This is a genomic window from Janthinobacterium sp. 1_2014MBL_MicDiv (assembly GCF_001865675.1).
In the GTDB taxonomy this organism is placed as follows: domain Bacteria; phylum Pseudomonadota; class Gammaproteobacteria; order Burkholderiales; family Burkholderiaceae_D; genus Janthinobacterium.
The window spans coordinates 730,960-757,447 of sequence record NZ_CP011319.1 but is presented as its reverse complement, the minus strand read 5'-3'; the positions used below and the strand labels follow the sequence as shown (position 1 = coordinate 757,447).

The window sequence follows — 26,488 nt, the reverse complement described above, 5'->3', positions numbered from 1 at the left end:
CCAGCGCTGCGGAACAGGCGAAGGATTCGCCGCCTGCGTGCGGGTGCCCCGATGAACGGCGTGGCGCTCAAGTACTGGCACACCTTACGATACCTGAAACCCATTCAGTTCTATGGCCGGATCTGGTTCAAGTACAGGCCAGTCAGTGCCGACCTGCGTCCGGCACCACCACTGCGCTCACTGTCAGGCACATGGGTGCTGCCGGCGGCGCGCGCCTCCAGCCTGTCGGGGGAAGCGGTCTTTTGCTTCCTGAATGAAACACATGACCTGGATACGCTGCAGGGCTGGGACGATGCCGCGGTGGGCAAGCTGTGGCGCTACAACCTGCACTATTTCGACACGCTGCACAGCGGTGATGCAGCCACGCGCGCGGCGCAACATCACCGCTTGCTGGTGCGCTGGATGCGCGAAAATCCGCCTGGGCAGGGTAGTGGCTGGGAGCCTTACCCTACCTCGCTGCGGGTCATCAACTGGATCAAATGGGCATTGAACGGCACGCCTCTGTCGCAAGCCGAGCTTGACAGCCTGGCGACCCAGGTGCGCTGGTTATCGAAGCGCCTGGAGATCCACCTATTAGGCAACCACCTGTTTGCAAACGCAAAGGCATTGATTTTTGCCGGGCTCTTTTTTTCGGGACCCGAGGCAGCGCAATGGCTGGCAACGGGAATGCGCATACTTGCCAGCGAAATTCCCGAGCAGATCCTGCCCGATGGGGGCCAGTTCGAACGCAGTACGATGTACCATGCGCTCGCGCTCGAAGACATCCTCGACCTGGACAATGTGACGCAGGCGTTCGGCGCGGCTCTCGACGCACGTGCACGCGCGCTGGCTGGTGGCTGGCGCGCCCTGGCTGGTCCCATGCACGTCTGGCTGCTGGCAATGAGCCATCCTGACCGGCAGATCAGCTTCTTCAATGACGCCGCCTTCGATATTGCCGTGCCGACCCCGGAACTGGAAAAGTACGCGTCACGGCTTGGCCACGCCTGTATTTCTACCCTACCCGACGGCGTACATCACCTGGCCGACAGCGGCTACCTGCGCATCCAGCAAGACAAGGCAGTCGCCTTGCTCGATATAGGGCCAATTGGACCGGATTACCTGCCCGGCCATGCCCACGCCGATACCCTGTCATTCGAACTGTCCTTATTTGGGCAGCGCGTCTTCGTCAATTCCGGCACGTCGGAATATGGCCTTGAGGCTGAGCGCCTGCGCCAGCGCGGCACCAGCGCCCACAACACGGTCTGCGTCGACCGGCAGGATTCGTCCGAAGTGTGGAGCGGCTTTCGCGTGGCGCGCCGTGCCCGCCCCACAGCCTTGCAGATCAAGCCAGGCCAGGACACGACCTCGGTCTCTTGCGCGCATGACGGCTATCATCGTCTTCCCGGAAAAAACCTGCATACCCGCAGCTGGCGCATCTCGCCTGGTTCGCTCGAACTGAGCGACACGGTAAGCGGCACCTTCGGCCAGGCGGAAGCATACTTCCACTTGCATCCCGATGTCCGCGTCATGGATGGGAACTCGCAGCAGCAATGCCAGTTGCAGTTACCGGAAGGCCAACTGGTCGACTTTGGACTCACGGGAGGGACGCTCAAGATCGTGGAAAGCACCTGGCACCCGCGTTTCGGACAATCCAGGCCGACAAGCTGCCTGGTGTTGCGATTAACTGGAGCAACACTGACAAGCGCAATCCGCTGGCACCCTGCGACAGAAACGTAGGCAGCTCCCCCCGGCCCAGGCGGCGTTGCATCGGTAGCAAAACGATATCAGAAAAAAGGTGGCACGCCAGGGGAAACAGAAGTGGCGGCCATCGTTGCATGGTATGCTGCGAGTCCTTTTCTGACGCAAGCACGCCATTGGCCACATATGCCACATATATGGCTTGCGTTCATCGTATTTTTCAACAGCAGCGGTCAAACAGACATGCACGATGCGCATCATAAGTACCGCTCTGCCGCCGCATCGGCATGCAATAGATCTCCCGGCATGGCCAGTACTGATGAGATGCTATTGCAAATAGATACAAAACTTACGTTGGTTTAACAGAATAAATCATATTGCCGTCATAGAATACCGCAAGAATTTTATATTATAACAATGCAAAAAATACTGATTACTGGCGCCAATGGTTTTGTCGGTGCCGCGCTGTGCGCAGAACTGGCGCGGCGCCAACTCCCGTTTTCCGCGGCCGCGCGGACAAAACTGACACCATCCACATTCCCAATCGGTGATTTGAGCGCGACAACGAAATGGGCGGAAGCACTGGAATCTTGTTCCGTTGTCATTCATTTGGCAGCCCGGGTGCACGTCATGCAGGAAAGCGCCACGGATGCATTAGCTGCTTACCGGGAAATCAATGTTGCAGCAACAATGAACCTCGCGCGACAGGCCGCGCAACAGGGCGTCAAGCGATTTGTCTTCGTCAGCAGCGTAAAAGTGAACGGTGAGTCAACCGGGGCAAAGCCCTTCACTGCGTCAGACACCGCCGCGCCGCAAGACCCTTATGGCCAGTCCAAGCATGAAGCCGAATGTGCGCTGAGAGAATTTTCCCGACAAAGTGGCATGGAAGTCGTCATCGTCAGGCCGCCGCTGGTGTACGGGCCTGGCGTACGCGCCAATTTTCATCGCCTGATGCGGCTGGCCAAGACCGGTTTGCCGCTGCCATTGGGAGCCGTACATAACCGCCGCAGCATGGTGGCCCTGGACAATCTCGTTGACCTGCTCATACTCTGCAGTTCCCACCCCAGGGCGGCGGGTGAGACCTTCCTGGTTTCGGATGACTGCGATGTCAGCATCGGACAATTGCTCAAGATGCTATCGACGGCGATGGGCAAGCGCTCCTGGCTGCTTCCTGTGCCGGTGTCATGCCTGACATTCGCCGCCACATTGCTGGGCCAATCGATGCAGGCACGCCGCTTGCTGGAATCACTGCAGGTGGACATTTCACACACCAAGCAAACCCTGGGCTGGTTGCCGGCGGTGAGTCTGCCTGAAGCGGTGCACAAGACTGCCTCCGCTTTTCTATCCCTCCATTAACGGCTCCAACATGAAAAAGTTCTTCGATTTCACTCTGTCCCTGATCGCGCTCATCGTACTGCTGCCACCGATTATCCTGGTCGCGGTACTGGTCAAAGTGACGTCACCGGGGCCGGTGCTGTACTGGTCCGACCGGGTCGGACGGCATAATCGCATCTTCCGTATGCCCAAATTCCGTACAATGCGCACAGGTACCCCGGCCGTGGCGACGCATTTGCTAGCCGACCCAAAACAGTTCCTGACCCCGGCAGGTCCATTCCTGCGCAAATCGAGTCTCGACGAATTGCCTCAATTGTGGAGCATTCTCTGCGGCGACATGAGTTTCGTGGGGCCCCGCCCAGCCCTGTTTAACCAGCAAGACCTCATTGAACTACGCACACAGCATGGCGTCAGCACCATCCTGCCAGGCTTGACAGGCTTGGCCCAGGTCAGTGGACGTGATGAATTGGCAATACCGGACAAAGTAAAGCTTGACGCCGAATATATGCAGCGGCAGTCTCTTTTCTTCGACATAAAGATTATTCTCCTGACCTTCCTGAAGGTCGTGCGCAGAGACGGCGTAACGCACTAAGGTACTTGCCTCACCTGGATGTGCGCCTTGCTGCCATATTACTGAGCGGGGCAGCATGACAATACCCCTGCTTAACAACACCATCACGATACAATAGTGAAATGAAATCCTTTCTTGATATATCGCGTTTCCACAAGCAAATGATAGCGGCAACAGCGGATTTATTTCTTTTGCCGCTGACATTCTCCCTTGCCATTCTTTTGCGCTATGACGTCGTCGATTACAATCTATTTCGCCAATATTTATGGCTTATCTTGGCGACACCGCTGATTTCGATCCCCATTTTTATCCGCCTTGGTTTGTATCGCGCCGTCATACGCTTCATTGATCAAAAAATCGTTTACGTCATCTTATTGGGCGTGACGATTTCAGTGGCGCTGTTGGTCGCCATGGGAGCATTCCTGACGCATATGCAAGGCCTTTCCCGCGGTGTTTTCGGCATTTACTGGGTGAGTGCCATCACCTATGTAGTCGCAAGCAGGTTCCTGGCACGCGGCTTCCTGCTGCAGGCCAATGCAGAGCACAAGGCCGTCCGGGTTGCCATCTATGGCGCAGGCAAGGCAGGCACACAGCTGGCAACTGCCTTACGCGCCGGACATGAGTATCAGCCGTTGGCCTTTATCGACGATATGAAAGAACTCAGGGGCACGACCATGGCGGGGATCAAGGTATACGCGCCGTCCGACTTGGCCGAACTGATCGCCAAGCGCAATATCAGTGAAGTCCTGCTCGCCATGCCGTCCCTGACGCAAAGCCAGAAAAAACGCATTCTCGACAAACTCGAAGTATTCAAGGTGAAGATCAAGGTAACCCCGCCAGTCGAAAGCCTTGTCAGTGGCGAGCAGCGCCTGCAGGATGTCCGCGACATTGAAATCGAGGACTTGCTGGGCCGCGATCAGGTGGCGCCGGACCTGCACCTGGTTGCCAGCTGCATTACCGGCAAGTCGGTGATGGTGACTGGTGCTGGGGGCTCGATCGGTTCCGAACTGTGCCGCCAGATCATCCGCCTGCAACCCTCCAGGCTCATTCTGCTGGAAATGTCTGAATTTGCGCTGTATTCGATCAAGCAGGAACTGAAGGGACTCAAGCATACGCATGGCCTGGATCTCGAACTTCTGCCCTTCCTTGGCTCCGTGCTGGACACGGAAAAATGCACGATGATCATGCGCACCTTTACGGTGGAAACGGTTTACCACGCCGCTGCCTACAAGCACGTGCCACTGGTGGAATATAACCCGATTGAAGGCGTGCGCAACAACGTTTTTGGTACGATGAGCATCGCGCAGGCGGCGATGGATACGGGGGTCAAATGCTTTGTCCTGATTTCTACCGACAAGGCAGTGCGTCCGACAAATGTAATGGGCTCGACGAAACGCCTGGCTGAACTGATTTTGCAGGCTTTTGCACAAGAACGCGGCAAGACGCGCTTTTGCATGGTGCGCTTTGGCAATGTGCTGGGCTCTTCCGGCTCGGTCGTACCGCTGTTCCGCAAGCAAATCATGGCGGGAGGCCCCATCACCCTGACCCACCCGGAAATCACGCGCTATTTCATGACGATTCCCGAGGCGGCGCAACTGGTGCTGCAGGCCGGCGCCATGGGCGAAGGCGGCGACGTCTTTGTGCTCGATATGGGCGCCCCCGTAAAAATCATGGATCTGGCCGAACGCATGGTGCATCTGAGCGGGCTGGAAGTAAAGAGCAAGTCGGCCCCGGACGGCATCGAAATTGAACATGTCGGTCTGCGTCCAGGCGAGAAACTATACGAAGAACTGCTCATCGGCGACAATGTCGAAGGGACCGAGCATCCGCTGATCATGCGCGCGCAGGAATCCGAAATACCGCACGCGGAATTGCAACTACTGTTGCACGAACTCGATAATGCCTGCAAGCGCTTCGCCTATGAAGAGGTGCGGACGGTGCTGCTGAAGGCGGTGAAGGAATACACGCCGCAGTGCGGAATTGAAGATTTGATCTGGTCCGAAAAGAACAAGGCGCCGGCATTGCCCTAATTGCGCCGAAAGCCATGGAAGGGCATCCCGCCGCCCAAGGGTAAGAGCCGGCATGCCTTCCTTTGAACATACATCCATCTATACATAATTTGAGAAACCACATGAAAAAGCAGGAAGAGTTCACCCAACAAAATGCAGAACACGATGAAAATCTGATTTCCCTGACCGACCTGCTGAGCACGCTATGGCGTGCCCGCCGCCTTATTATCGGCGTGACTGTGGCCAGCATTGCGCTGGGTGTGGGTAGCACACTGTATTTAGCCAAATACAAGAGTGAGGGAGTTCTGCAATTTGGTGGCCCTATCCCCTTGCAAACAGAGAAAAGGGCCAAAGACGGCAAGGAAGGCCCTCCCGGCATCGTTCTGAGCGACTACAAGCGCTACTCGGCAGCATTTGGCAGCCGTGGTCGCTTCGATGATTTTGTGAACGCAGCCAAGCTCAACGACAGCCCGGGCATCAGCAAGTTGCGCGGCACCATCACCAGCGAAAAAGGATTGAACTCCATCATCGAGCCAATTTTCCCTTTCACAAAGCTCGATGCAAAAGAATTGATGGAGCAGCCGAAAGAGAATAGCAACAATGTGATCGGATTGCGCATCGACTACGACGCCAGTACGCCGGAAGAAGCGCAACGTACGGTCGCCCTACTGGGCCGCTACACCGTGGATACGATTGTTTACCTGATTTATACCGATGCGCTGCGCTTCAAGCATTTGGAAATTACCGCAAAAATCACCAAACTGGACAATGACATCATCGCCAGTAAACAGAAACTGGCCGAATACGGCCGGCGCATCAACGACCTCAGACACATAGTCGCCCGCTACCCGAAAGCCGATGCGCAGGCGGCATCTCAAGTTGTCACGGTGACGGATGAAAACTCACGTTATCTGTCGCCCGTGACGCAATTGATGACCACCGAAATCGAAGCCAGTACAACGGAAGAAGCCATTTACCAGGCGAAACGGGAACAGCAACAATATCTGCTATTGCGTGACTATTACGACCTCGCCAAGGCACAACTCGATGCCAACAAATCCGGCGAAGCTGTGCTACGCGCACTGGAAGCCAGCAAGGAACGCGCATTCAAGAGCAAGGACCTGAATGACGAACTCGTCAAAGAGGTGTACAACAAGATTACCGTCGACAATCAGAACTCGATCAATCTGTACCTGGAAAAAAGCCGCTTCATCGCCGGCCCGAGCTTGCCGGAAAACCGTACCACCCGCCTGTCCACAGCAGTGGTGGCAAGTGCCTTGCTTGGCTTCTTCCTCGCCTGCCTGATTGCGCTGTCGCTGCAATGGTGGTCGGTGAATCGCGCGCGATTTTCGGACTAGGAATACGTCTTCAGCGGGATTGTATTCATTGACTGAGAAACCGCCCAGTCCGGAATGCCGGACTGGTCAACAAACGCCGTCAATGATCCTCTGACGGCGTTCTGCCTGCCCATTTCCCCCTCCGCCATTCAGCAGCCTTGGTACGCAAAAAATCTAAAAACGCAGCATCGCATCGGCATCAGCATGGCCGGTGCGATGGCGCGCAAGTCGGTGCAGTCACCAGGGAAATCCATAGTAAATTTAGGGCTATGCCACCGCCAGGGTGGGAACCCTCCCAGCGTTGCACTCAAGACGGTTCTGGCGGGCGCATGCGCCCGGCGTCGAGTACCCAGCGCCATCCCGGCAATTGGGCAGCTAGCGTGCGGCCACGCCATGAAAGCGGTGTGGCGAGCGGCGCAGGCGACAGCGATACATATTGATGTGCTGTAGGTCGGCCGCGCCGCGCATGCGGATTGAAGGCACGGACGCAGGGCCCAGCGATAAAACGCCGCAGGACGATTCCGGCCTGCCTGCTGGCGGCCGCTCAAACATGCACACTAACGGTCGAGGACTAGAAACCGAGCGGCAGCATCCTCGCGAGATAGGTGGCGTTAACACGGCCATCGAGCACAGCTTGTCGCCGCCACACCGTCCATCACCCAACGGTATGGTCAGCGGTTCAAAGGCTGCGTCGGTGAATTGATCCGGCAAACCCGCTCCGCCAGCAGCGCCGGGCTGGCGCCCACGCAATACAGCTACCTGACGCCGTACAAGCAGCATTTCCACGGATGGATAATGATGTGAAAGCGCAGGCTCAAGCAATCAGGCGATGGAAACCGTGGACGTCGCTGTTACCTGGAAAACGGGGTTATGATCAAATGAAGTTGACCACCTAGCCTATCAGATCCCAGGACAATGGCGTGCCGCGTGGCACATCGCTGGTCACACACTTGCCCAAGAAAACGTCCATGAATTTGGTCGGCAGGCCAAGGCCGGGACGGATTGCGCGCAAGTTTTCTCGCGTCAACACCTCACCTGCCTTAACATCCTGCGAAACATACAGGGAGCGGCGATACTGCAGGGACTTCATCTCTGCCGCGGTCGGACCATAAGCGACATTTCCCAGCGCTTGCCAGGCACGCTCGGTTTCCACCACCAGCTGCGCCATTTCAGCAGGTTCCATCGAGAACGTGCTGTCGACGCCGCCATCAGCACGGCTCAGCGTAAAGTGTTTTTCCACTACGCTGGCGCCCAGCGCCACGCTAGCTACCGAGACACCCACACCCATGGTGTGATCGGAGAGACCCACTTCACAGCCAAACAGTTCACGCAGGTGGGGAATCGTCAGGATATTTGTATTGGCGGCAGTGGCCGGATAAGTACTGGTACACTTGAGCAGGATCAAGTCGCGGCAGCCGGCCTCGCGCGCCGCGCGCACAGTTTCGTCGAGCTCAGCGACCGTCGCCATGCCGGTGGAAATAATCACCGGCTTGCCAGTGGCCGCCACACGGCGTATCAACGGCAAATCAGTGTTTTCAAACGATGCAATCTTGTAGCAATCCATTTCCAGGCTTTCCAGGAAATCGACCGCGGTATCATCAAACGGTGTGCTGAACGGAATCATGCCCAGTTCCCGCGCGCGCTTGAAGATAGGCGCGTGCCATTCCCAGGGCGTGTACGCTTCGCCATACAGCTTGTACAACGACGTGCCGGCCCACAAACTATTCGGATCGCTGATGTGGAATTCCCGCTCGTTGATATCCAAGGTCATGGTATCGGGCGTATAAGTCTGTATCTTCAAACCATGGGCACCGGTTCTGGCAGCAGCTTCGACGATTTCGAGTGCACGTTCCAGCGACTGATTATGGTTACCCGACATTTCGGCAATAACGAATGGAGGGTGACCTAAGCCAATATTTCTATCTTTAATTTTCATAGTTATCACCGAAAACAGCGGTTGAAGAGAGCATCTTTACTAGCAGCCCATTCCGTATCGAACAGGGCAAGCGCCACGACATCCTGAAATGATTCAGATTTTTTCGTATGCTGCTTGAAAAAACCTTCTTGCTGGAAGCTAAATTTTTTATGTAAATTGATTACCGATTCATTGAAGGAAAATACCTCGCAACACAGCTTCCTGAACTTTAAAACGTCAAAAGCTTGCACTAATGCAAAATATTCCATTGCAGAACCAGAACCCTTGGGAACATCTGTCTCGCCAAGATAAAATGCCCAATCAGATCGACGATCGGAAATATTCACCTTGGTAAAAGAAACAAAACCAACTGGCCTTGCTTTATACTCAAAAACAAAGTAATGATTAACAGTATCAAGCAATGCCTTTTCAAACCATTTATTGTGTTCCAGTTCACCAATAATATGGTCCGTATACATATTTTCCCGGATATTATCCTTATTGCGCCATGTGCGCAATAATTCACAATCAGCGGCCCTGATTTTTCTTAAATTATAGTCGGAAAAAGATGGCATATTTTTTAACAAAGAGTGGTAAAGATGGTTTCCTGAATTCTTTTGGCGCCGTGACCGACCAAGGAATTGCTGATTTCCGACATACTCAAGAGTATATCTTTTTCATCAATGCATTCGTTCAAGGCTTCATGAATTTGATGGCTGGATATTTTTCCAGATTCTCCAATTATTTTCAACGCACCGATGTTTTCCAGATCTCGAGCGGCAATTTCTTGGTTTTTTGCCAGAATAATAATCAGGCTCGGTAAAGCCAGGTAACCGCGCTCCCACAAAGTGGAACCGCCGGCACCGATCGCCAGATCAGCAGCAAGCATCAATTCTGCAATATTATCTATCTGGCAGTGATATTGATAGTTTTCATCTTCTTCACACAGTGCCTGAATTCCGGAACGATGTGGATTACTGGCACCAACGACCACGTCCACCTTGAGGTACGTACGTTTCAGCATACGCAGGGCGTGAATGACCTTGCTTGTTTCATTGGCAGGATCTGCCCCGCCCAAAAAAACAAGAATTCGCCGTACAGTGCCATCACGCAGCCTGAAATGATTACGCGCCCGTATAAATTCAGGACGCAATAAAGCATAGCCAGGACCCAGCAGTTTCATAGATGATGCGGGTACCAGATCATCATAGCGTGATTGCATATCGCGATAATAATTTTGGTCCAGCAATATATCACACTCATGCTGGCGGTCAGCAAGATCATCCACCACCATCATTTTTCTGGCAAATCTGGAAATCTGCCGCTCCCATTGCGACTCAAGAGCGTAATGATCAACAATCATGCAGTCGAATACAGGGTATTGCGACAACACGCCATTGACCTCGGCAATCTCCTGTTCCAATGACACACCCAGCCAATGTAAATGATGGGGATAATCGCCACCTTCGCCATTGCTAACGACGGGAGAGGCCAATCGAATTACATCATGTTTTTTTGACAGCAACCAGTCAATATAATTACCAGGGAGATCTCGGCAAACAAAAGTTACGGTGGCGCCATTAGCCCTGAGTTCATCAGCAAGCGTGGCGCACCGCATGACATGCCCACTCCCCATTTGCACAGAAGCATCTGTGCGAATGACGATAGATTTGTTCATCGTACCTTGAACAGCGGCTCAAGTGGCTTGCAACGCAACATTCCTTCCAGCGTGCCATCCTTTACTGCGCGAACCAGCATAGGAACGACCTCTTCATATGCAGTGAAAAGTTGCTGCAGATCGCTGTCGCTGTGGCTATAGTTGACATTGTGTGAACCAAATGTCAATATTCCACGCGCCAACATTTCTTGCATGAACAAGGTCTTGATGTGCCATTGCGTATAAGGGGCCGCATCCTTGATCAGCACGAAACTCCAGGTCGGATGCCCTGCAACGCTCATGATATGCTGCGCTTCATTGGCAATGATGATGGCATTGAGGCGATCAATAATCTTCTGCCCCTGCTTCTGGATCGTCGCCACGACTGGTTCACGCTGCAGTTTTTCCAGTGTGGCCAGGGCGGCCGCCAGGGACAGCGTTTCGCCGCCGAAGGTGAATGAGAAGAAGACTTCTTCCATCAGCTTCATCACGTCTGCACGGCCTGCAACGGCCGATACTGGGTAGCCGTTCGCCAAGCCCTTGCCGAACGTTGCCAGATCGGGAGTGACGCCAAACAGCTCTTGCGCGCCACCATTGGCATAACGGAAGCCGGTGATGGTTTCATCGAAAATGAGCAAGGCACCATGTTTGTGGGCCAGCTCCTTGACGGAAGCCAGGAAGCCTTCCTTCGGCTCATACACGTTCATCGGCTCGAGGATCACGGCCGAAATCTGCTCAGGGAAGTCGGCAAACAACTTTTCCAGCGACGCCAGGTCGTTATAGACAAAAGAGTGCGTCAGTTCGCGCGTCGCTACTGGAACGCCGCGGTTACGCGCGGTCGAACCAATGTACCAGTCCTGCCAGCCGTGGTAGCCGCATACGGCGACATGTTCGCGGTTGGTATACGCACGCGCCAGGCGGATCGCACCGGCAGTGGCATCGGAACCATTCTTGCCGAAACGGACCATCTCGGCGCAAGGAACGATTTCGCAGATTTTTTCCGCAACCTGCATTTCAATCTGATGTGGCAGGCTGAAGATCACGCCCTCATCCAGTTGCGCCTTTACCGCGTTGGTTACGTCTTCGTCGTTGTAACCGAGCGTGATCGACGCCAAGCTACTGATGAAGTCAATATATTCATTGCCATCCACATCCCACACATGGCTCCCCTTGCCACGCTGAATGAAATACGGCGAAACACCCAGTGGAAACTGGGTTTTGCTCTTGCTGAAAGTCTGCGAGCCCAGCGGTATCGTTTTAAGGGCGCGTTCCAATAACTCTTCAGAGCGTTGATAGCGTGTAGACATATTAGTTCTCTATGGTGTGGGGGAAGTCGGTACGATATCGGCATCGAGAGATTTCTGATATCCCTCGTTACGGACATGCATGGTGTTCCAATTTGCTAGTTCAGGGCGCTGCTCCAGAAGCGACAGGACGTCCTGCATGGAAAAGCGTTGATTTTCCCTGTACAGTGCCTCATAAATCATGGAGACCAGTTCAAAATCTTTTGGTTCATCCACCGTCCAGCGCAAGTGCGACAAATCCGTGGCGTTCCGGTACACGCCTACCTTGTAACGCTCAGTTTGCTGGTGAATAAATGGCGTGACATGCTCGCGCTGCGATGGCAGACGTGCCTCGCGCCACGCCTCCTCCAGGCAAGCAGCACGGAAAATTTCCACATCGAGTCCATCCGGATACGTGGCCACGACGCTATTGCTGACGTAGTCGTAATCACCGGCCAGATAAAACGCGATAACATCATCGATCAGCGCCGGGTCGGTCAGCGGACAATCGGCCGTCAGGCGCACGATATGCTCAGGAGCAAACATTTGCGCCGCTTGATGAAAACGCTCGAGCACATCATTCAACTCTCCCCTGAAGCAGGGAATGCCGTTGGCCAGGCACAACGCCTCAATGGCATCATCCGAGGTTTCACGGCTGGTTGCGACCAGCAGTTGATCGATCTGGCGTACATCACGCAAGCGTTCGATCTGACGCAGCAGCATCGGCTCACCCAGCAATGGCTTCAGTACCTTGCCTGGCAACCGTGACGAGGAAACACGAGCTTGCAATATTGCCAATATCATGATTTCCCCTTTGCCTGCTGCCACAAGGCAGGATTGACGATCATTTCATCGTTGATTGCAAAAACGTCATAGCCCGCAAGCGCCGCACCTGCGGCCACATGTCCGGCTGCCGCGCATATTTCTTGCAATTGCGCGCTGGAATTAACGCCACAAACCACTCGGTCGATTTCTTCCAGGCCCGTCACAAAGCCCAGCGCAGCTTGCAGCGGCGTCAAACCTTGTCCGGCAATAAAGCGGTGATAGCTGGCCAGGTGTTCTCGCACGCCATCAAAATGGGCCGGCAAGTCCTTGGGAGCCATCAACAGCAAGCCTTGCAAGAAAACGGAACGGGCATGTATTTCGACACCAGCCTGTTTCAATTTGCGCAAATGGCCACTGTGCAGCAGGCGCTGGTCCAGCACATTGACGGGCAGTTGAATGAGATCGATCGGGAAACGCTCCAGGACGGCATCGATTTGCTGTCCGGTGTACACGGAAACGCCAATCTTGCTGACAAGACCGCGCTGCTTCAACAGCGCCATGCGCGCCATCAGCATTTCGCCACCCGGCAACAATAAATCGTCGACACGATGGATCAGCAGGCCATATACGGCGGGGACTTGCAGCTTGCACAACGAGGCGTGCAAGCTGTCTTCCAGTTGCTGCGCCTGCGCCGCCCCCATGTCCGCACCGGCAAACTGCGGCGTCTTGGTGACGATATCGAAAGGCGCCGCAGGCAACATCGTGCGTCCGAGTACGGCCTCGCTGTCGCCATACAATGCCGCTGTGTCGATCAGCCTCAATTGCAGCTGGGTCGCAGCAGCCAGAATGGCCGCCACTTGCGCTTCGCTTACCTTGCCCGCCGTATTGGCGATACCATAATCGAGCCCAAACTGTACCGCGCCCAATCCTATTTTCATTTCAGAGCTTTCCGCAAGGCCTCGATAACGAGGTCTTGCTGCTCTTCCGTGAGGGTGGCATACATGGGCAGGCTGATGGCTTGCGCATAATAAAGCTCCGATTCCGGGAAATCCCCAGGCTTGAAGCCTTTTGCCTGATAGTAAGGCTGGGTATGCACGGGAATGTAATGCAGATTGACCCCGATCGATTGTGCGCGCAGGGTGTCAAAGATGGCGCGGTGTGTCTGCGTCAAGCACTCCGTCCGCAGGCGAATGACATACAGGTGCAAGCCAGAATAGCCATCCGGATGCTGCCAAGGCGTAATGACAGGCAACTCAGCCAGCAAGGCATCATAGCGACGTGCCATGACATGGCGATATGCCACGAAATCATCGAGGCGCACCATCTGGCTCAAGCCAAGTGCCGCCTGCATATCCGTCATGCGATAGTTGTAGCCGAGCGTGACCTGCTGGTAATACCAGGCACCATCAGGCGCATGCGTCATCTGCTCAGGATCGCGCGTAATGCCATGGCTGCGCAGCTGCTGCATACTGGTCGCCAGTTGCGCGCTTTGAGTCGTGGCCATGCCGCCTTCGGCGCTGGTGATGATTTTTACAGGGTGGAAGCTGAAGACAGCAATATCGCTGTAGCGGCAATTGCCGATAGGCTCACCGCGGTACTTGCCGCCGATGGCATGCGAAGCATCTTCGATAATCTTGAAGCCATATTCCTGGCCCAAGGCGTGGATGGCCACCATATCGCAAGGCTGTCCCGTCAAATGCACGGGGATGACCACCTTCGGCAAGCGCCCAGCCAGCTTCGCCTGCGCCAACTTGTGCGCCAGCGCTTCGACACTCATATTGTAGGTACGCGCATCGATGTCGACAAAGTCGATATCGGCGCCACAATACAAGGCGCAATTGGCACTGGCAACGAAGGTGTTCGGACTAGTCCATACCAGATCCCCCGGGCCGACACCCAGTGCCATGCACGCGATATGCAAGGCACTGGTCGCACTGTTGACCGCCACCGCGTAGGACACATCGCAATACGCCGCTACCGCTTGTTCAAACGCCGGCACTGCCGGCCCCTGCGTCAGGAAGTCGGAGCGCAAGACATCGACTACAGCCTGAATGTCGGCCTCGGAGATATCTTGTCGGCCGTAAGGAATCATTGTCATGTTTTACGCAGTGTGAGTAGGATCGACGTGAGCTTGGATTAACTCGCGCAATTGTTCTTTGGTCAGGAAATCGGTGTTGCTGCCGCTGTCGTAACAGAAACCCGGCGGCACCAGTTTGGCCCCCATCTTATCGCAATACTCTTGCGTCGAATACTTGGCGCCCATCGGCAAGATAGCGTAGTAGCGACCCATGTCAACGGTATTGAAACTATCGCTGGAGGTAATCATTTCTTCGTGAATCTTTTCGCCTGGACGTACGCCAACGACAGGGAAGCTGCATTCCGGACCGATTGCTTCTGCCACATCGGTGATGCGGTAGGAAGGGATCTTAGGCACCAGCACTTCGCCCCCCCATGCATTTTCCAGCGACCACAGAACCATGTCCACGCCCTCTTGCAAGCTGATGTTGAAACGGGTCATGGCCGTATCGGTAATCGGCAAGACGCCCGTCGCGCGACGCTCAAGGAAGAAGGGGATCACGGAGCCGCGGCTGCCCATGACGTTACCGTAACGGACCACGCTGAAACGCAGGTCGCGATGGCCAACGATATTGTTGGCGGCCACGAACAATTTGTCCGAGCACAGCTTGGTGGCGCCGTACAGATTGATCGGCGCTGCAGCTTTGTCGGTAGACAGGGCCACCACACGCTGCACCTTGGTATCGAGGCAAGCCTCGATCAGATTTTGCGCACCCAGCACATTGGTCTTGATGCATTCGAAGGGATTGTATTCTGCGGCTGGAACTTGCTTCAGCGCAGCGGCATGAATCACGATATCAATGCCTTCGAGTGCACGGCGCAAACGGGCTTCGTCGCGGATGTCGCCAATGAAATAGCGGATGCCAGCGTACTTCTCATCCGAAAACTCATGCGCCATTTCGAACTGCTTCAATTCATCGCGAGAAAATACCACGAGGCGCTTGATGGTCGGATAGCGCTCCAATACGGTTTTTACAAAGGCCTTGCCGAACGAACCCGTTCCGCCGGTAATGAGAATAGACTTATCTGAGAGCATTTTTATATTGTTAATTAAATGAAAATAACGAGTTAAGTAAACGCAACATGCTTCGACAGGTGCCAATACTTTAATAAGCCGGCACCATATCCACCAGAGCGACCCGATAGCACATTGTGCTCACCAAGAGGAAGAGAGGGTAAAGATGGGCCGAGACTCAGCCGGACATGCAACCACCCTAGCCTGGTTAGGGCAACAATTTAACATGCCTAGGTGGCATGCCTCAAAGATGTTAACCGTACAAGTTCAAGGTAATTCAGAACCCCATCAGAACAGCCAGTCACTTCTGACAATCAACTAGCCAGCATATTATTGCGCGATCAATGATGGCGAAAAATCAAGGGGGAGTTGAAATGCGCAGAATGATGTCAATGAAAAATATTTTTGTTTGCTTTTTAAAAAGTCACCCTATTTTAACATTATTAGCTTGCTAAAAATACGAAATACTCTTCAAAAAAACACCCACCTCACGCGCCAAGCATGGCCGCATTTCTTTGCAAGCAACACATCCAAAAATCATCCCAGCATTCCCTGCGATGTGCGGACACTCCCGCGATGCACGCCACGATGTTGCACATTAAGCAAACGCAACATGCCCATTACCCGGGCCCTGCATGCCCGCACCACAGGCGGCATAGCAGCCAGGCTAGTCCATCAAACCGTGCCGCAAGGCTGCACATCCTCGACAACACAAAATACTCCGACACGTCAAGCAGCGACTTCTAATGCCTGCATGATATATGTGCAGCGCCTCTTACCGAAGCATATTTTATGGTTTTACACCTTGTCACAATTGCGCATAAGTGTGGACGATATCAGTATCTATAATACTGACCCTGGCTGCCAATTTGTCGCATATTGCCGTCGACAAGCCTGGCCGTCCAAACCGCCGCACCGACAGCCAGGCAGACAAGCAGGGTCGCAATGCACTGCGCTCCAGAAGAGAATTCCCTACGCGACTCCAGCAGCCCCTGCATACGCCCGGTTATGCGGAGGCCGATTATGAAATTAATAATTTCCGTGCGTTACCACACAACAATGTCGACACGCCCGCGCTCGCCGGCCTGCGATCCCGTCATTGCCCGGCAACGCAATCATCACGGCTACGCCCCGCCACACCAATAGCATACGATTGCCCCCCCGTTCAGCCAGCAAGACGCTGCGGGGGAAAAGCCGGCGGCGGCTCCCCGGCACGGCACCGCCCCAGGCATCAGATGCTGGTAAACGTTACTGCTTCAGCAACCCACCCAGCAAAGCCGCCACCTTCTGCTTTGGCTTGGCCGCCACCGGCGCCATGCTGCTGGCAGCCGGCGCCGCAGCCTTGGCAGGCTCATACGGCTTGAGGAACCACGGATCGGTCTTTTCGCGGCGGGCGCCGGGGCCAAAGGCAGGACGGGCACTCCGTTCGGCCGGCCGGCTGTCGCGGCTCTCACTGCCATGACGGCTATCGGCCGGACGCGCAAGGCGTCCCTCGCCGCCTTCGCTGCGGCGCGGCGGACGGCGTTCGCCATCGCTGCCGCGCGCAGGGGCGGGCGAGAAACCGGCCAGCTCACCGCGCTTGATGCTTTGCTTGATCAGTTTTTCGATATCCGTCAGCAGGCGCTCATCCTTGTCCGAATAGATCGAAATGGCGTCGCCCGAGGCGCCAGCACGTCCCGTACGGCCGATGCGGTGCACATAATCTTCAGCGTTGTAAGGCAAGTCGAAGTTGATGACACAAGGCAGATCGGAAATATCGAGGCCGCGCGCGGCCACATCGGTAGCGACCAGCACGTCGATTTCGCCCTTCTTGAACGCTTCCAGCGCCGCCATGCGCTCCTGCTGGCTCTTGTCACCGTGAATCGCCGTGGCGCTCATGCCTTCCTGCTCCAGCACGCGGGCCAGGCGCGAGGCGCCGATCTTGGTGTTCGAAAACACGATGACCTGCTTCAAGTCGCGCTGGCGCAACAGATGGGCCACCAGCGCATGCTTCTGGTCTTCCGGCACCTTGTAGACCACTTGCGTGACCTTGTCGGCCGTCTGGTTGCTGCGCGCCACTTCGATCGTCAGCGGATCGTTGAGGAAGGTCGCGGCCAGCTTCTTGATTTCCGGCGAGAACGTGGCCGAGAACATCAGGTTCTGGCGTTGTTTTGGCAGCAAGTTGATGATGCGTTGCAAGTCAGGCAAGAAACCCATGTCCAGCATGCGGTCTGCCTCATCCATGACCAGCATCTGCACCTGGCTCAGGCTGATGTTCTTTTGCTCGATATGGTCAAGCAGGCGACCCGGCGTGGCGATGACGATTTCCACGCCACCGCGCAGGATGACGGTTTGCGGCTTCATGTCCATGCCGCCGAAGACGACGGTCGAGCGCAGCGGCGTGTGCTTGGCGTAAGCCTTGACGTTTTCCGCCACCTGCACCGCCAGTTCGCGGGTCGGCGTCAGGATCAGCGCGCGCACCGGATGACGCGCGGGCGACATGCTGCTGCTGGCATGGGCCAGCAGCAGCTGGATGATCGGCAGCGAAAAGCCGGCCGTCTTGCCCGTACCCGTCTGCGCGGCGCCCATCACGTCGCGGCCCTGCAGGACCACGGGGATCGCCTGTTCCTGGATCGGTGTCGGATGGGTGTAGCCCTGCTCGGTCAGCGCGCGCAGGATCTCCGGGGCCAGGCCAAAATCGGCAAAACTCACGGTAGGGGCAGCAATGGGGGCAGGAGGTGCTACAGGTGCCGTCGTGGCGGCAGGCGCCGCGTCATTGGCGATCGCCGGGCTGGGCGTAGGAGTCGATTCGGTTTCAGACATAAATTTTCTGGTGTGCCTCCGCACTGCGGAAGCCATGCTTTCTCAATAAACAACATTTCGGGGCACGGGCAGCTCCGTCTTGCAAGCCATGGATCATTGTACTTGCGGCACCTCCATGCTCCGGGACATGCTGTAGGGCGAGTGCGGGAGCGTCGGGGAAGTGTGCTGCGATGGCGGCGGAGGTTGCGCCGGCGGAACATCGCGCGCAGAAGATACAATATCAGTGCTGTAAACGATACCCTAATTCAGCGCAACTGTACACGGAAACCGTGATTTTTGAGCAAAAAACGTTCCAGCAACCACCCGCCTGAATACCGTATCATGTGGCCCTGACGCCCCTTGCAGCCCACTTCCACCACCATGTCCACCGCTCCCCCTCCCCACGATCCCCAGCCGCAACCGCCCATCAAGCCAGGCAATGACGAGTGCTGCCATAGCGGCTGCACCTTTTGCGTGCTGGAGATGTACCAGGAAGACCTGGCCGCCTACGAAGACGCGCTGCGTGCATGGCAACAGCGCCAGGCCAACGCCGCTGCCGCAGCGCCCGCCAAAGCCGTCAGCAAGCGCCGCAAGCCGGCCCTGCCTTAAAAGGCTTCCCACTCATCGGCCGGCGCGCTGCGCGTCGCGGCAGCCAGTTGTCGTGGCGCCGCTGTCGTCCGCGCCGGCACTGCCACGACGGCCGGCTTCGAGGCTGGCCGTGGCGCGTGTACGACGGCGCTGGCGGCATCGAGCTTGAAGATGCTGACCACCTCGCTCAAGCTGGCGGCCTGCTCCTGCATCGACTCGGCCGCCGCGGCCGCCTCTTCCACCAGCGCCGCATTTTGCTGCGTGACCTGGTCCATCTGGGCGATCGCCTGATTCACTTGCTCGATACCGGCGCTCTGCTCGTTGCTGGCGGCCGTGATCTCGCTCATGATGTCCGTCACGCGCGTGATGCTGGCGACGATGTCGTCCATCGTGCGGCCCGCCTGATCCACCAGTTTCGAACCCGCCTCGACCTTCTCGACGGAATCGCCGATGAGGACCTTGATATCCTTGGCCGCCGCGGCCGAACGCTGCGCCAGGTTGCGCACTTCCGTCGCCACCACGGCAAAGCCGCGCCCTTGCTCGCCCGCGCGTGCCGCCTCGACAGCCGCATTCAGCGCCAGGATATTGGTCTGGAAGGCGATGCCGTCGATGACGGCGATGATGTCGACGATCTTGCGCGAGGACGCATTGATCGACGCCATCGTGCCCACCACTTCGCCCACTACCTTGCCGCCCTCGATGGCGATGCTCGACGACGTCAGCGCCATGGTGTTGGCCTGGCGCGCATTGTCCGCGTTCTGCTTTACGGTCGAGGTCAGTTCTTCCATCGACGAAGCCGTCTCTTCCAGCGAGCTGGCCTGCTCTTCCGTGCGCGACGACAGGTCCTGGTTGCCGGCCGCGATCTGGCTCGACGCCGTGGCGATGGTGTCCGTGCCGCTGCGCACCTGCCCCACCAGGTTTTGCAGGCTGGCATTCATCTCTTTCAGGGCCAGCATCAGCTGCCCCGTTTCATCTAACGATTGCACAACAATGTGCGCCGTCAAGTCACCGGCCGCCACCTGGCGCGCCACGCCGACCGCCGCGATCAGCGGACGCGACACGCTGCGCGCCACCCACAGCGCCAGCAGCATGCCGACGGCCACAATGCCCACCACCAGGCCGATCAGGCTGGCGCGCGAGGCCGCATAGGTTGCATCGGCGCTGGCGCTCGAGCGCACGCCGCCGTCGGAATTGATGCTCACCAGCTTATCCAGGACCACCATCATGTCGGTCATGACCTTGGCCGATGGCCCCACGGCCAAGGCGCGCGCCTCTTCCTTTTTCATCTCGCGCGACAGGCTCAGCATGGTCGCATGCAGGCGCATGAATTCATCGTTAAGCGCCAGGAAGCGCTCGAAGACTTCCAGCTCGCCCGGTTCGGAAATCAGTGCGCGGTACTTGTCGCCGTCCGCCTTCAGCTTGGCTTGCGTTTCCGTCATGCGCGTTTCATTCTGCGCCATGTCGGCGTCTTGCGCGGCCAGCATGTGCGCCAGTTCCCAGCGGCGGAAATCGCTGACATCGCTGCGCATGGACATGGCCGCCAGCACGCTGGGCATCCAGTTGGCGGACAGGTCGGTCGATGCGGTATTGATGCGCGCCATGGAAAAAATCGCCGACACGCCCAGTGCCGCCGTCAATAACAGCACGGCGCCAAACGACAAGATCAACTTGGTGGCAATTTTCAGATCAAGAAACCATTTCATGCGTTGCTTCCTTCATTAAGTCAAACAGGGGCGAGGCCGGCGCGCGCGATCAACGGCGCGACGAAAGCACGGTAAGGACACGATGCGGCCACAGGGCGCGAAGCAAGACAGGCATCGCAGGATGGTGGCAGGGCAGGCAGCGCGAAGCAACAGCGCACACCGCAACATCCCCGGCACACAAGAGCAGTTCATACCGAGACACAAGTCAAATTTCCGCAACGCAACATTTTATCACCGCGGCTCAGGGGCGCAGGATGGTTTGACCGCTTCACGCAGGCAAAGTTCGCTTTATGCCGGCTTCATGTCGCATTTTTGCCAAACCACTGTTATTTACCGGCGGGGATAAGAAAAAGCCGGCGTAGGAGTCGGATGACACGAGGCAATGTTCCTAGCCTACATAAGCGCGTCGGCTCATCCGATGCCAGCGAACGCCCCCTCGTCTTATAGTGGATACAACATTCAGCACAACGCTAGCAAGCCGGAAGCGCAGCGCCATCCAACAAAATCAGAAGACGAGGCCATATCATGTACAAAGCTTATAGCAACCTGACCCCAGCCACGAATCACCACGCCGCCACCCAGCATGACTGGCAAGCAGCCCCGGCAAAAACGCCCGCCGCGCCGATGATCAGCATCACCGGTGCGCAACAGAACGAATTGCTGCGCGCCTTGTCGCGCGCCGATCTGGAGCGCCTGTTTTGCCAGCTTGAACTGGTCGCCCTGCCTGCCGGGAAACACCTGTTCGATTGCGGCGGCAAGATCGAGTACACCTACTTCCCCACCAACGCCATCGTTTCCCTGCTGTATGTGATGGAAGACGGCGCCACCACCGAGATCGCCGTCATCGGCCGCGAAGGCGTCGCTGGCGTGGTGCTGTACGAAGCCGAGCGCGCCACCTGCACGGCCATCGTGCAAAGCGCCGGCTACGGCTATCGCCTGAAAACGGCCTTCCTGCGCGAAGTGTTCAACGAAGGCGGTGCGCTGGCGCAATTGCTGATGCGCTACACCAGCGCCATGTTTGCGCAAATGGCACAGAACGTGGTCGGCGGCCGCCATTGCAGCATCGAACAAAAGCTGTGCCGCTGGCTGCTGGACCGCCTCGACCGTTCGCTGTCGAACGAGCTGAAAGTGACCCAGGACACCATGGCCAACATGCTGGGCGTGCGCCGCGAAAGCGTCACCGTCACGGCGCGCAAGTTGCAGGACGAAGGCTTGATCCAGTACCGCCGCGGCACGGTGGAAGTACTGGACCGTGAAGGCCTGGAAGCGGCAGCGGGCAATTGCTACAAGGCAGCACGTGCCGGCTTCGAACAGTTCCGCAGCGGCATCAGTGCCCACAATTAAACAGCGATCACAAGCTGGCGGAGCCGTGTTGCGGCAGGAAAGCAACACCTTGCCCTGCCAGCCTCCGCTTCATCTTGCCATACGTCATTCCAGGCTCTATCATCCTCGAAGAAATTTCCCTGTGGAAACTTTAGTTCCCACATGGAATATTTATCGCGTAGTTAGATTAACGACTGGAGTCCGTAAGCATGAAACAGCAACACCTGATCGCCACCTTGCTGGCTGGCATGTTCTGCGCAAGCCAAGCCCAGGCAGAAATGGCCATCTCGGCCGACGTGGGCACCACGGGCGTGGGCGCACACCTGAGCGTGCCACTGCAATCGAACCTGAATGCCCGTTTCGGCGTCGGCTTCCTGAACTACTCCTACGACTCCAGCACCGACGACGTCGACTACAAGCTGAAGCTCAAGCTGCGCACCTTCGACGCCCTGCTCGATTACTTCCCCATGGACGGCGCCTTCCGCGTGAGCGCTGGTGTCGTGTACAACGGCAATAAGATCGATGCCAAAGGCAAGCCGAACAAAACCGGCAGCTACACGCTCAATGGCAACACCTACACGGCAGCCAGCGCAGGCCAGCTGGACGGCACCATCGACTTCCGCAAGGTCGCTCCCTACATCGGCATCGGCTGGGGCAACCCGGTAAAAGAAGCCGGCTGGGGCATTTCCAGCGATATAGGCGTGCTGTTCCAGGGTTCACCAAGCACCTCGCTGCGCAATACCGGCTGCGACCCGCTCGTATGCGCCGCCCTGAAAACGGACGTTGCCGCTGAAAACGAAAAACTGGCCGACAAGGTCAAGGATTTCAAGGCTTACCCGGTGCTGCGCATCAGCGCCACCTACCGCTTCTAAGCCCGGCGCGAACGCGCCAGGCCATGCCCCCCCAAGCACGCTGCGGCGTGCTTTTTTCATGTCCGCCAGCCATTTAAAACGTGCGGCACGGAAATAATCCCTGTGATTCAATGTGCACTGCAACATACTTTGACCAACCTCAAGGAGTATGCGATGGGCGGCACATTACGCGCGCAATTGATCGGCACCTGGCAACTGCAGTCCTACACGGAAACTGCGGTGGGAGAATCGCACGCCTCCTACCCGATGGGCGAGGATGCGCAAGGCACCATCTTGTATGCACCGGACGGCTACATGGCCGCGCAGCTGATGCGCCGGGGCCGCAAGCCATTTCCGGGTGGCGATCTCTACCAGGCCAGCGCCGACGAGTTCCGCGATGCAGCGAGCGCTTACCTCAGCTATTCCGGCCCCTACCACGTCGATGAACAACTAGGCTTGCTCAGCCACTGCGTGGAGCTGTCGCTGTTCCCCAACTGGATAGGCCAGGTGCAACAGCGCGTAGCCCGCCTCGATGGTGATATCTTGCACCTGAGCACCTACACACCGATGCTGGCACGCGGACGCGAAGTGATCGCCCACCTGCGCTGGAAACGCGCCGTGGCACCCGCCGAATACGCTTAATCCGCGACGACGCCGTTCGGCCACCAGCCGGGTACGCCATCCTCGAACGAGTGATACGCTGGCGCGAACGCCGCCTGGCCGGGATCGTCGAAACTGCCCACCAGCAAGGCCACCGTCGGCGCATCATCGATGGCGCCGATGGAGCTGCCGCAAGTGACGCAAAAGGCGCGGCTGGAATAAGCGGAAGAACGGTACCTCGCCGGCGCGCCGGCCGTGCCCGTCCAGCGCACTTGATCGCGTGCAAACTCCACCCACGCGGCCGTCAGCGCCCCCGTGTGCCGCTGGCAATTACGGCAGGCGCAGCCATGCGGATTGGCGCCCACGCCCGTCACCTCGAAGCGCACGGCGCCACACAAGCAGCCGCCCGCCTGTACCACGTTTTCCATCGTATTCCCTTCTGCGTTAGCCCAACGACAGGTACCCGGTACAATATTGCCACACACCACAGTACTGGGGTTGGCCCAGGCATCATGAAAGCAGGAATGGAAGAGATCAATTGCGAAGGACTGCCGCACATCCGCGTGCTGGCAGGTGAAAATAAAGACGGGCCCGTGTATGAAACCCTGCCGGCGCGCCAGATCGACGAGCACGTCTACGAACTGCTGGCCTCGCCAGGCCTGACCCTGAACCTGGCGCGCGGCGACATCGTCAGCATCGCCGACCCGCTCGCCCGCGCCGAAGTCTTGAAGCGCGGCGGCAACTTCTGCATCCAGATCTACGCCGATGCCGTCGACCAGGCCGCCGTCGAGCAGCTCGAACGCGACGTGCAAAGCCAGCTGGGCGGCACCATGGATGGCCAGTACAAGGGCAACCTGACCTTCAGCGTGCCGGGACACCACGGCATCTACAACGTCAACGCCCCCTTCGACGCCTTCCGCGAAACGACGGGCGTGGAATGGTACTTCGCCAACATCTACGTCAACCTCGATGACGACGATGATGAAACCCTGCTCAACTGGTGGGTGGGGATGTAAGACGGCTGGCATGCTGAAACGCTGCCATGATGCACATCAATACCGCGCATTTCTCCGTGTACGTATCAAGACGCGCGCACGCATCTGGCGCATGCTTGCGCCATCGTCCACCACGGGGAGCAATTGCATGCCGTACATTGCGCGCGCCGATTACGCCAGGCAAAAAGAAGTCGTGGAAAATGGACAGTGCGACACCCTGGTCCAGCATCTCGCTGGCGCCCGGGCCTCCTCACTATGGCGCGAAGGTGCCAGCGTGCCCGACCTGCTGAAAAAAGGGGGCATTGTGAAAGGCACGGTGATTGCCACCTTCGTCAACGGTCGCTATCAACATCTGCGGCATGGCAACCATGCCGCGCTGTTTATCCGCCAGGTACCCGGCGGCATCGAAATTTTCGACCAGCGGCGCAACCACAAACCCGGCGCCCGCGTGATTCACTTTGGCCGTTCGGCGGCGGGACCGTCGAATCGCCCGGAGCGCTATGCGGTGGTCGAATGAAGCCGTTCGCGCTGCCGGTTTCCCATGACGGCCATGACACGGCAAGCAGCTGCTGCAGCGCCTAAACGGCCGCCAGTTTGTCGCCGCCAGCCGCCAACGCCCCGTGCGGCCGAAACCAGACGAACTTTCCCGTGACCGGCTGGTACAGCAATGGCCCTTCATCGGACAGGGTCAACAGGCAAGGCCAGCATGCGGCAAGCGCGGCTCGCGTCAGCACATAGGCGAGCGACCGGCTGGCGATGAAAAAGAGGGGGTCTGCGACGACGCCATGGAAATGGCCGATGAGAAATGCGGCCACGCTGCCCTGTGACGCAGGATGCTCGAAGGACACGGCATCGAACTCCGCTTGCCAATCCGGTCCGCAAACCGTCGGGCCCAGGCGATGTCCGCTGGATAAATGCATCGGATGGGTCTCGTCCGGATGCGCAGAGACATGGCGCGTCCACAGCCGCGCCGCGGCGTCTGGCGTGAGCGCGCGCACCTGTGCCCGCATCTGTGCCGTGACATGAAAATCGGCATCGAAAAATGGCCAGTCCGGCTCAAGCTGGAGCGGCCGGCAAGCGTCGGTGGTCAGGATCATGGGAAATAAACAAGGCACACGGGTGGCGGCGATTGTAGCCGATCGCACGGCCCCGCAGACAGGCGTCCCGTGCGTGGGACAGCCATCCGGACTCATCAGTACGTGCTACCATGCAAGATGGATCCACCGCTTTCAAGACACGCCATGAAGTACAGCTTATTCCTGTTTGACCTAGACGATACCCTACTCGATTTCAGGGCGTCCGAAAAACGCTCGTTCCTGCACACCATGCAGACCCTGGGCTTGCGCGACGGCATCGATGCCCTGTTTACGCGCTACCAGGAAATCAATGTCGATCTGTGGAAACGTTTCGAAACCGGCACCGTGACCAAGGACTTCCTGAAAGTGGAACGCTTCCGCAAGTCCTTCCAGGAAAACGCCATCGACCTGGACCCGGAACTGGCCAGCCGCCTGTATCTGGACTCCCTGCCCGACACGGTCGTGCTCATCGATGGCGCCAGACAAGTCTGCGAAGCCCTGTCAGCCATCGGCGAAGTGGGCATCATCACCAACGGCGTCGAAGCCATCCAGAACCGGCGCATCGCCGCATCCGGCCTGAGCGACTACATTTCCTTCGTCGCCACCTCCGAAGCGTGCGGGCATGCCAAGCCCGATGTACGCTTTTTCGACTATGCCGCCAACATGGCGCGCCCGTTCAGCAAGGACGCGGCCATCATCATCGGCGACCGGCTCGACGCCGACATCCTCGGCGCCAACCGCTATGGCATCGACAGCTGCTGGTTCAACCCGGACCGCATGGCCAATACCTCGGCCGCCACGCCGACCTATGAAGTAGCCAGCCTGCATGACATCGTGCCGGTGCTCGACGCGCTGCCGGTCAAGCTGAAACGGGCTTGATCGGCGACAAGCGCACCGCCTGAAATACGCTGGCGCGGCACGAAAACACGCC

Annotated in this window: 24 protein-coding genes; 12 read left to right on the top strand and 12 right to left on the bottom strand. The window is 57.3% G+C overall.

Features of this window, described 5'->3' with window-relative positions; translation table 11 throughout:
- Nucleotides 1–51 precede the first annotated feature (51 nt).
- The 5 genes from YQ44_RS03325 (at nt 52) to YQ44_RS03305 (ending at nt 6,950) form a co-directional block, all read left to right on the top strand.
- Nucleotides 52–1,716, top strand: a complete 1,665-nt coding sequence (locus YQ44_RS03325; protein WP_071322165.1) for a heparinase II/III family protein — start codon at nt 52–54, stop codon at nt 1,714–1,716.
- 378 nt (nt 1,717–2,094) lie between these two features.
- A complete protein-coding gene (locus YQ44_RS03320; RefSeq protein ID WP_071322164.1) occupies nt 2,095–3,033 on the top strand; it encodes a UDP-glucose 4-epimerase family protein in 939 nt (312 codons plus the stop codon).
- Nucleotides 3,034–3,043: 10 nt separating this feature from the next.
- Nucleotides 3,044–3,604 (top strand): sugar transferase, encoded by a 561-nt coding sequence (locus tag YQ44_RS03315; RefSeq protein WP_071322163.1) that lies wholly within the window; start codon nt 3,044–3,046, stop codon nt 3,602–3,604.
- A gap of 101 nt (nt 3,605–3,705) precedes the next feature.
- Nucleotides 3,706–5,613: a polysaccharide biosynthesis protein gene (locus YQ44_RS03310; protein ID WP_071322162.1), complete on the top strand. Its 1,908-nt coding sequence runs from the start codon at nt 3,706–3,708 to the stop codon at nt 5,611–5,613.
- 101 nt (nt 5,614–5,714) lie between these two features.
- A complete protein-coding gene (locus YQ44_RS03305; RefSeq protein ID WP_071322161.1) occupies nt 5,715–6,950 on the top strand; it encodes a lipopolysaccharide biosynthesis protein in 1,236 nt (411 codons plus the stop codon).
- 871 nt (nt 6,951–7,821) lie between these two features.
- On the opposite strand, the gene pseI is transcribed toward YQ44_RS03305, so the two are convergent.
- From pseI to YQ44_RS03260, 9 genes are all read right to left on the bottom strand, one after another.
- Nucleotides 7,822–8,865 carry a pseudaminic acid synthase gene (gene pseI / locus YQ44_RS03300; protein ID WP_083411621.1) on the bottom strand — a complete coding sequence of 348 codons (1,044 nt, stop codon included), beginning with the start codon at nt 8,863–8,865 and terminating at the stop codon, nt 7,822–7,824.
- A gap of 5 nt (nt 8,866–8,870) precedes the next feature.
- The gene (gene pseH, locus YQ44_RS28025; RefSeq protein ID WP_083411620.1) at nt 8,871–9,419 is read right to left on the bottom strand and encodes a UDP-4-amino-4,6-dideoxy-N-acetyl-beta-L-altrosamine N-acetyltransferase; all 549 of its coding nucleotides are present in this window, start codon (nt 9,417–9,419) and stop codon (nt 8,871–8,873) included.
- A gap of 5 nt (nt 9,420–9,424) precedes the next feature.
- Nucleotides 9,425–10,522, bottom strand: a complete 1,098-nt coding sequence (gene pseG, locus YQ44_RS03290; RefSeq protein WP_071322158.1) for a UDP-2,4-diacetamido-2,4,6-trideoxy-beta-L-altropyranose hydrolase — start codon at nt 10,520–10,522, stop codon at nt 9,425–9,427.
- A complete protein-coding gene (locus tag YQ44_RS03285) occupies nt 10,519–11,808 on the bottom strand; it encodes an aminotransferase class III-fold pyridoxal phosphate-dependent enzyme (protein WP_071322157.1) in 1,290 nt (429 codons plus the stop codon). Before YQ44_RS03285 ends, pseG begins: the two co-directional genes overlap by 4 nt.
- Nucleotides 11,809–11,817: 9 nt before the next feature.
- The gene (locus YQ44_RS03280) at nt 11,818–12,588 is read right to left on the bottom strand and encodes a cytidylyltransferase domain-containing protein (RefSeq protein WP_071322156.1); all 771 of its coding nucleotides are present in this window, start codon (nt 12,586–12,588) and stop codon (nt 11,818–11,820) included.
- Nucleotides 12,585–13,487, bottom strand: coding sequence for an aldo/keto reductase (locus YQ44_RS03275; RefSeq protein WP_071322155.1), 903 nt, complete (start codon nt 13,485–13,487; stop codon nt 12,585–12,587). The genes YQ44_RS03280 and YQ44_RS03275 overlap by 4 nt, the downstream gene beginning before the upstream one ends.
- The gene (gene pseC, locus YQ44_RS03270) at nt 13,484–14,641 is read right to left on the bottom strand and encodes a UDP-4-amino-4,6-dideoxy-N-acetyl-beta-L-altrosamine transaminase (protein WP_071322154.1); all 1,158 of its coding nucleotides are present in this window, start codon (nt 14,639–14,641) and stop codon (nt 13,484–13,486) included. Before pseC ends, YQ44_RS03275 begins: the two co-directional genes overlap by 4 nt.
- Before the next feature lie 9 nt (nt 14,642–14,650).
- A complete protein-coding gene (gene pseB, locus YQ44_RS03265) occupies nt 14,651–15,661 on the bottom strand; it encodes a UDP-N-acetylglucosamine 4,6-dehydratase (inverting) (RefSeq protein ID WP_071322153.1) in 1,011 nt (336 codons plus the stop codon).
- A gap of 1,227 nt (nt 15,662–16,888) precedes the next feature.
- On the bottom strand, nt 16,889–18,442 hold the full coding sequence (locus YQ44_RS03260; protein ID WP_071322152.1) for a DEAD/DEAH box helicase: 1,554 nt from the start codon (nt 18,440–18,442) through the stop codon (nt 16,889–16,891).
- A 339-nt stretch (nt 18,443–18,781) separates the two neighbouring features.
- Here YQ44_RS03260 and YQ44_RS28020 point away from each other — a divergent pair, with 339 nt between their 5' ends.
- Nucleotides 18,782–19,030 carry an oxidoreductase-like domain-containing protein gene (locus YQ44_RS28020; RefSeq protein WP_232251041.1) on the top strand — a complete coding sequence of 83 codons (249 nt, stop codon included), beginning with the start codon at nt 18,782–18,784 and terminating at the stop codon, nt 19,028–19,030.
- Here the strand turns inward: YQ44_RS28020 and YQ44_RS03255 are convergent.
- Nucleotides 19,027–20,712, bottom strand: a complete 1,686-nt coding sequence (locus YQ44_RS03255) for a methyl-accepting chemotaxis protein (RefSeq protein ID WP_071322151.1) — start codon at nt 20,710–20,712, stop codon at nt 19,027–19,029. The genes YQ44_RS28020 and YQ44_RS03255 overlap by 4 nt on opposite strands.
- 624 nt (nt 20,713–21,336) lie before the next feature.
- Here YQ44_RS03255 and YQ44_RS03250 point away from each other — a divergent pair.
- The 3 genes from YQ44_RS03250 (at nt 21,337) to YQ44_RS03240 (ending at nt 23,528) form a co-directional block, all read left to right on the top strand.
- Nucleotides 21,337–22,056 carry a Crp/Fnr family transcriptional regulator gene (locus YQ44_RS03250; RefSeq protein ID WP_071326231.1) on the top strand — a complete coding sequence of 240 codons (720 nt, stop codon included), beginning with the start codon at nt 21,337–21,339 and terminating at the stop codon, nt 22,054–22,056.
- Between the two features lie 188 nt (nt 22,057–22,244).
- On the top strand, nt 22,245–22,907 hold the full coding sequence (locus YQ44_RS03245; RefSeq protein ID WP_232251040.1) for a hypothetical protein: 663 nt from the start codon (nt 22,245–22,247) through the stop codon (nt 22,905–22,907).
- Nucleotides 22,908–23,060: 153 nt separating this feature from the next.
- A complete protein-coding gene (locus YQ44_RS03240; protein ID WP_071326229.1) occupies nt 23,061–23,528 on the top strand; it encodes a lipocalin-like domain-containing protein in 468 nt (155 codons plus the stop codon).
- On the opposite strand, the gene YQ44_RS03235 is transcribed toward YQ44_RS03240, so the two are convergent.
- Nucleotides 23,525–23,914: a GFA family protein gene (locus YQ44_RS03235; RefSeq protein WP_071322150.1), complete on the bottom strand. Its 390-nt coding sequence runs from the start codon at nt 23,912–23,914 to the stop codon at nt 23,525–23,527. The two genes, YQ44_RS03240 and YQ44_RS03235, sit on opposite strands and share 4 nt — an antisense overlap.
- A gap of 96 nt (nt 23,915–24,010) precedes the next feature.
- On the opposite strand from YQ44_RS03235, the gene YQ44_RS03230 reads away from it, so the two are divergent.
- Both YQ44_RS03230 and YQ44_RS03225 read left to right on the top strand, forming a co-directional pair.
- A complete protein-coding gene (locus YQ44_RS03230; RefSeq protein WP_156894673.1) occupies nt 24,011–24,502 on the top strand; it encodes a DUF4265 domain-containing protein in 492 nt (163 codons plus the stop codon).
- Between the two features lie 10 nt (nt 24,503–24,512).
- Nucleotides 24,513–24,998, top strand: a complete 486-nt coding sequence (locus YQ44_RS03225) for a BPSL0067 family protein (RefSeq protein ID WP_232251039.1) — start codon at nt 24,513–24,515, stop codon at nt 24,996–24,998.
- A 61-nt stretch (nt 24,999–25,059) separates the two neighbouring features.
- Here YQ44_RS03225 and YQ44_RS03220 read toward each other — a convergent pair whose 3' ends face one another.
- Nucleotides 25,060–25,578 (bottom strand): DUF2947 family protein, encoded by a 519-nt coding sequence (locus YQ44_RS03220; RefSeq protein WP_071322147.1) that lies wholly within the window; start codon nt 25,576–25,578, stop codon nt 25,060–25,062.
- A 144-nt stretch (nt 25,579–25,722) separates the two neighbouring features.
- On the opposite strand from YQ44_RS03220, the gene YQ44_RS03215 reads away from it, so the two are divergent.
- Nucleotides 25,723–26,436, top strand: coding sequence for a YjjG family noncanonical pyrimidine nucleotidase (locus YQ44_RS03215; RefSeq protein ID WP_071322146.1), 714 nt, complete (start codon nt 25,723–25,725; stop codon nt 26,434–26,436).
- Nucleotides 26,437–26,488 lie beyond the last annotated feature (52 nt).

What these genes read in the sequence shown, in the direction of transcription:
- YQ44_RS03315 (WP_071322163.1), top strand. Translation starts at nt 3,044, where the DNA reads ATGAAAAAGTTCTTCGATTTCACTCTGTCCCTGATCGCGCTCATCGTA.
- YQ44_RS03275 (WP_071322155.1), bottom strand. Translation starts at nt 13,487, where the DNA reads ATGAAAATAGGATTGGGCGCGGTACAGTTTGGGCTCGATTATGGTATC.
- YQ44_RS03220 (WP_071322147.1), bottom strand. Translation starts at nt 25,578, where the DNA reads ATGATCCTGACCACCGACGCTTGCCGGCCGCTCCAGCTTGAGCCGGAC.
- pseH (WP_083411620.1), bottom strand. Translation starts at nt 9,419, where the DNA reads ATGCCATCTTTTTCCGACTATAATTTAAGAAAAATCAGGGCCGCTGAT.
- YQ44_RS03225 (WP_232251039.1), top strand. Translation starts at nt 24,513, where the DNA reads ATGCTGAAACGCTGCCATGATGCACATCAATACCGCGCATTTCTCCGT.
- YQ44_RS03215 (WP_071322146.1), top strand. Translation starts at nt 25,723, where the DNA reads ATGAAGTACAGCTTATTCCTGTTTGACCTAGACGATACCCTACTCGAT.
- YQ44_RS03245 (WP_232251040.1), top strand. Translation starts at nt 22,245, where the DNA reads ATGAAACAGCAACACCTGATCGCCACCTTGCTGGCTGGCATGTTCTGC.
- YQ44_RS03305 (WP_071322161.1), top strand. Translation starts at nt 5,715, where the DNA reads ATGAAAAAGCAGGAAGAGTTCACCCAACAAAATGCAGAACACGATGAA.
- pseC (WP_071322154.1), bottom strand. Translation starts at nt 14,641, where the DNA reads ATGATTCCTTACGGCCGACAAGATATCTCCGAGGCCGACATTCAGGCT.
- YQ44_RS03235 (WP_071322150.1), bottom strand. Translation starts at nt 23,914, where the DNA reads ATGGAAAACGTGGTACAGGCGGGCGGCTGCTTGTGTGGCGCCGTGCGC.
- YQ44_RS03285 (WP_071322157.1), bottom strand. Translation starts at nt 11,808, where the DNA reads ATGTCTACACGCTATCAACGCTCTGAAGAGTTATTGGAACGCGCCCTT.
- YQ44_RS03230 (WP_156894673.1), top strand. Translation starts at nt 24,011, where the DNA reads ATGGAAGAGATCAATTGCGAAGGACTGCCGCACATCCGCGTGCTGGCA.
- YQ44_RS03240 (WP_071326229.1), top strand. Translation starts at nt 23,061, where the DNA reads ATGGGCGGCACATTACGCGCGCAATTGATCGGCACCTGGCAACTGCAG.
- YQ44_RS03260 (WP_071322152.1), bottom strand. Translation starts at nt 18,442, where the DNA reads ATGTCTGAAACCGAATCGACTCCTACGCCCAGCCCGGCGATCGCCAAT.
- YQ44_RS03320 (WP_071322164.1), top strand. Translation starts at nt 2,095, where the DNA reads ATGCAAAAAATACTGATTACTGGCGCCAATGGTTTTGTCGGTGCCGCG.
- pseB (WP_071322153.1), bottom strand. Translation starts at nt 15,661, where the DNA reads ATGCTCTCAGATAAGTCTATTCTCATTACCGGCGGAACGGGTTCGTTC.
- YQ44_RS03280 (WP_071322156.1), bottom strand. Translation starts at nt 12,588, where the DNA reads ATGATATTGGCAATATTGCAAGCTCGTGTTTCCTCGTCACGGTTGCCA.
- pseG (WP_071322158.1), bottom strand. Translation starts at nt 10,522, where the DNA reads ATGAACAAATCTATCGTCATTCGCACAGATGCTTCTGTGCAAATGGGG.
- YQ44_RS03250 (WP_071326231.1), top strand. Translation starts at nt 21,337, where the DNA reads ATGATCAGCATCACCGGTGCGCAACAGAACGAATTGCTGCGCGCCTTG.
- YQ44_RS03310 (WP_071322162.1), top strand. Translation starts at nt 3,706, where the DNA reads ATGAAATCCTTTCTTGATATATCGCGTTTCCACAAGCAAATGATAGCG.
- YQ44_RS03325 (WP_071322165.1), top strand. Translation starts at nt 52, where the DNA reads ATGAACGGCGTGGCGCTCAAGTACTGGCACACCTTACGATACCTGAAA.
- YQ44_RS03255 (WP_071322151.1), bottom strand. Translation starts at nt 20,712, where the DNA reads ATGAAATGGTTTCTTGATCTGAAAATTGCCACCAAGTTGATCTTGTCG.
- pseI (WP_083411621.1), bottom strand. Translation starts at nt 8,865, where the DNA reads ATGAAAATTAAAGATAGAAATATTGGCTTAGGTCACCCTCCATTCGTT.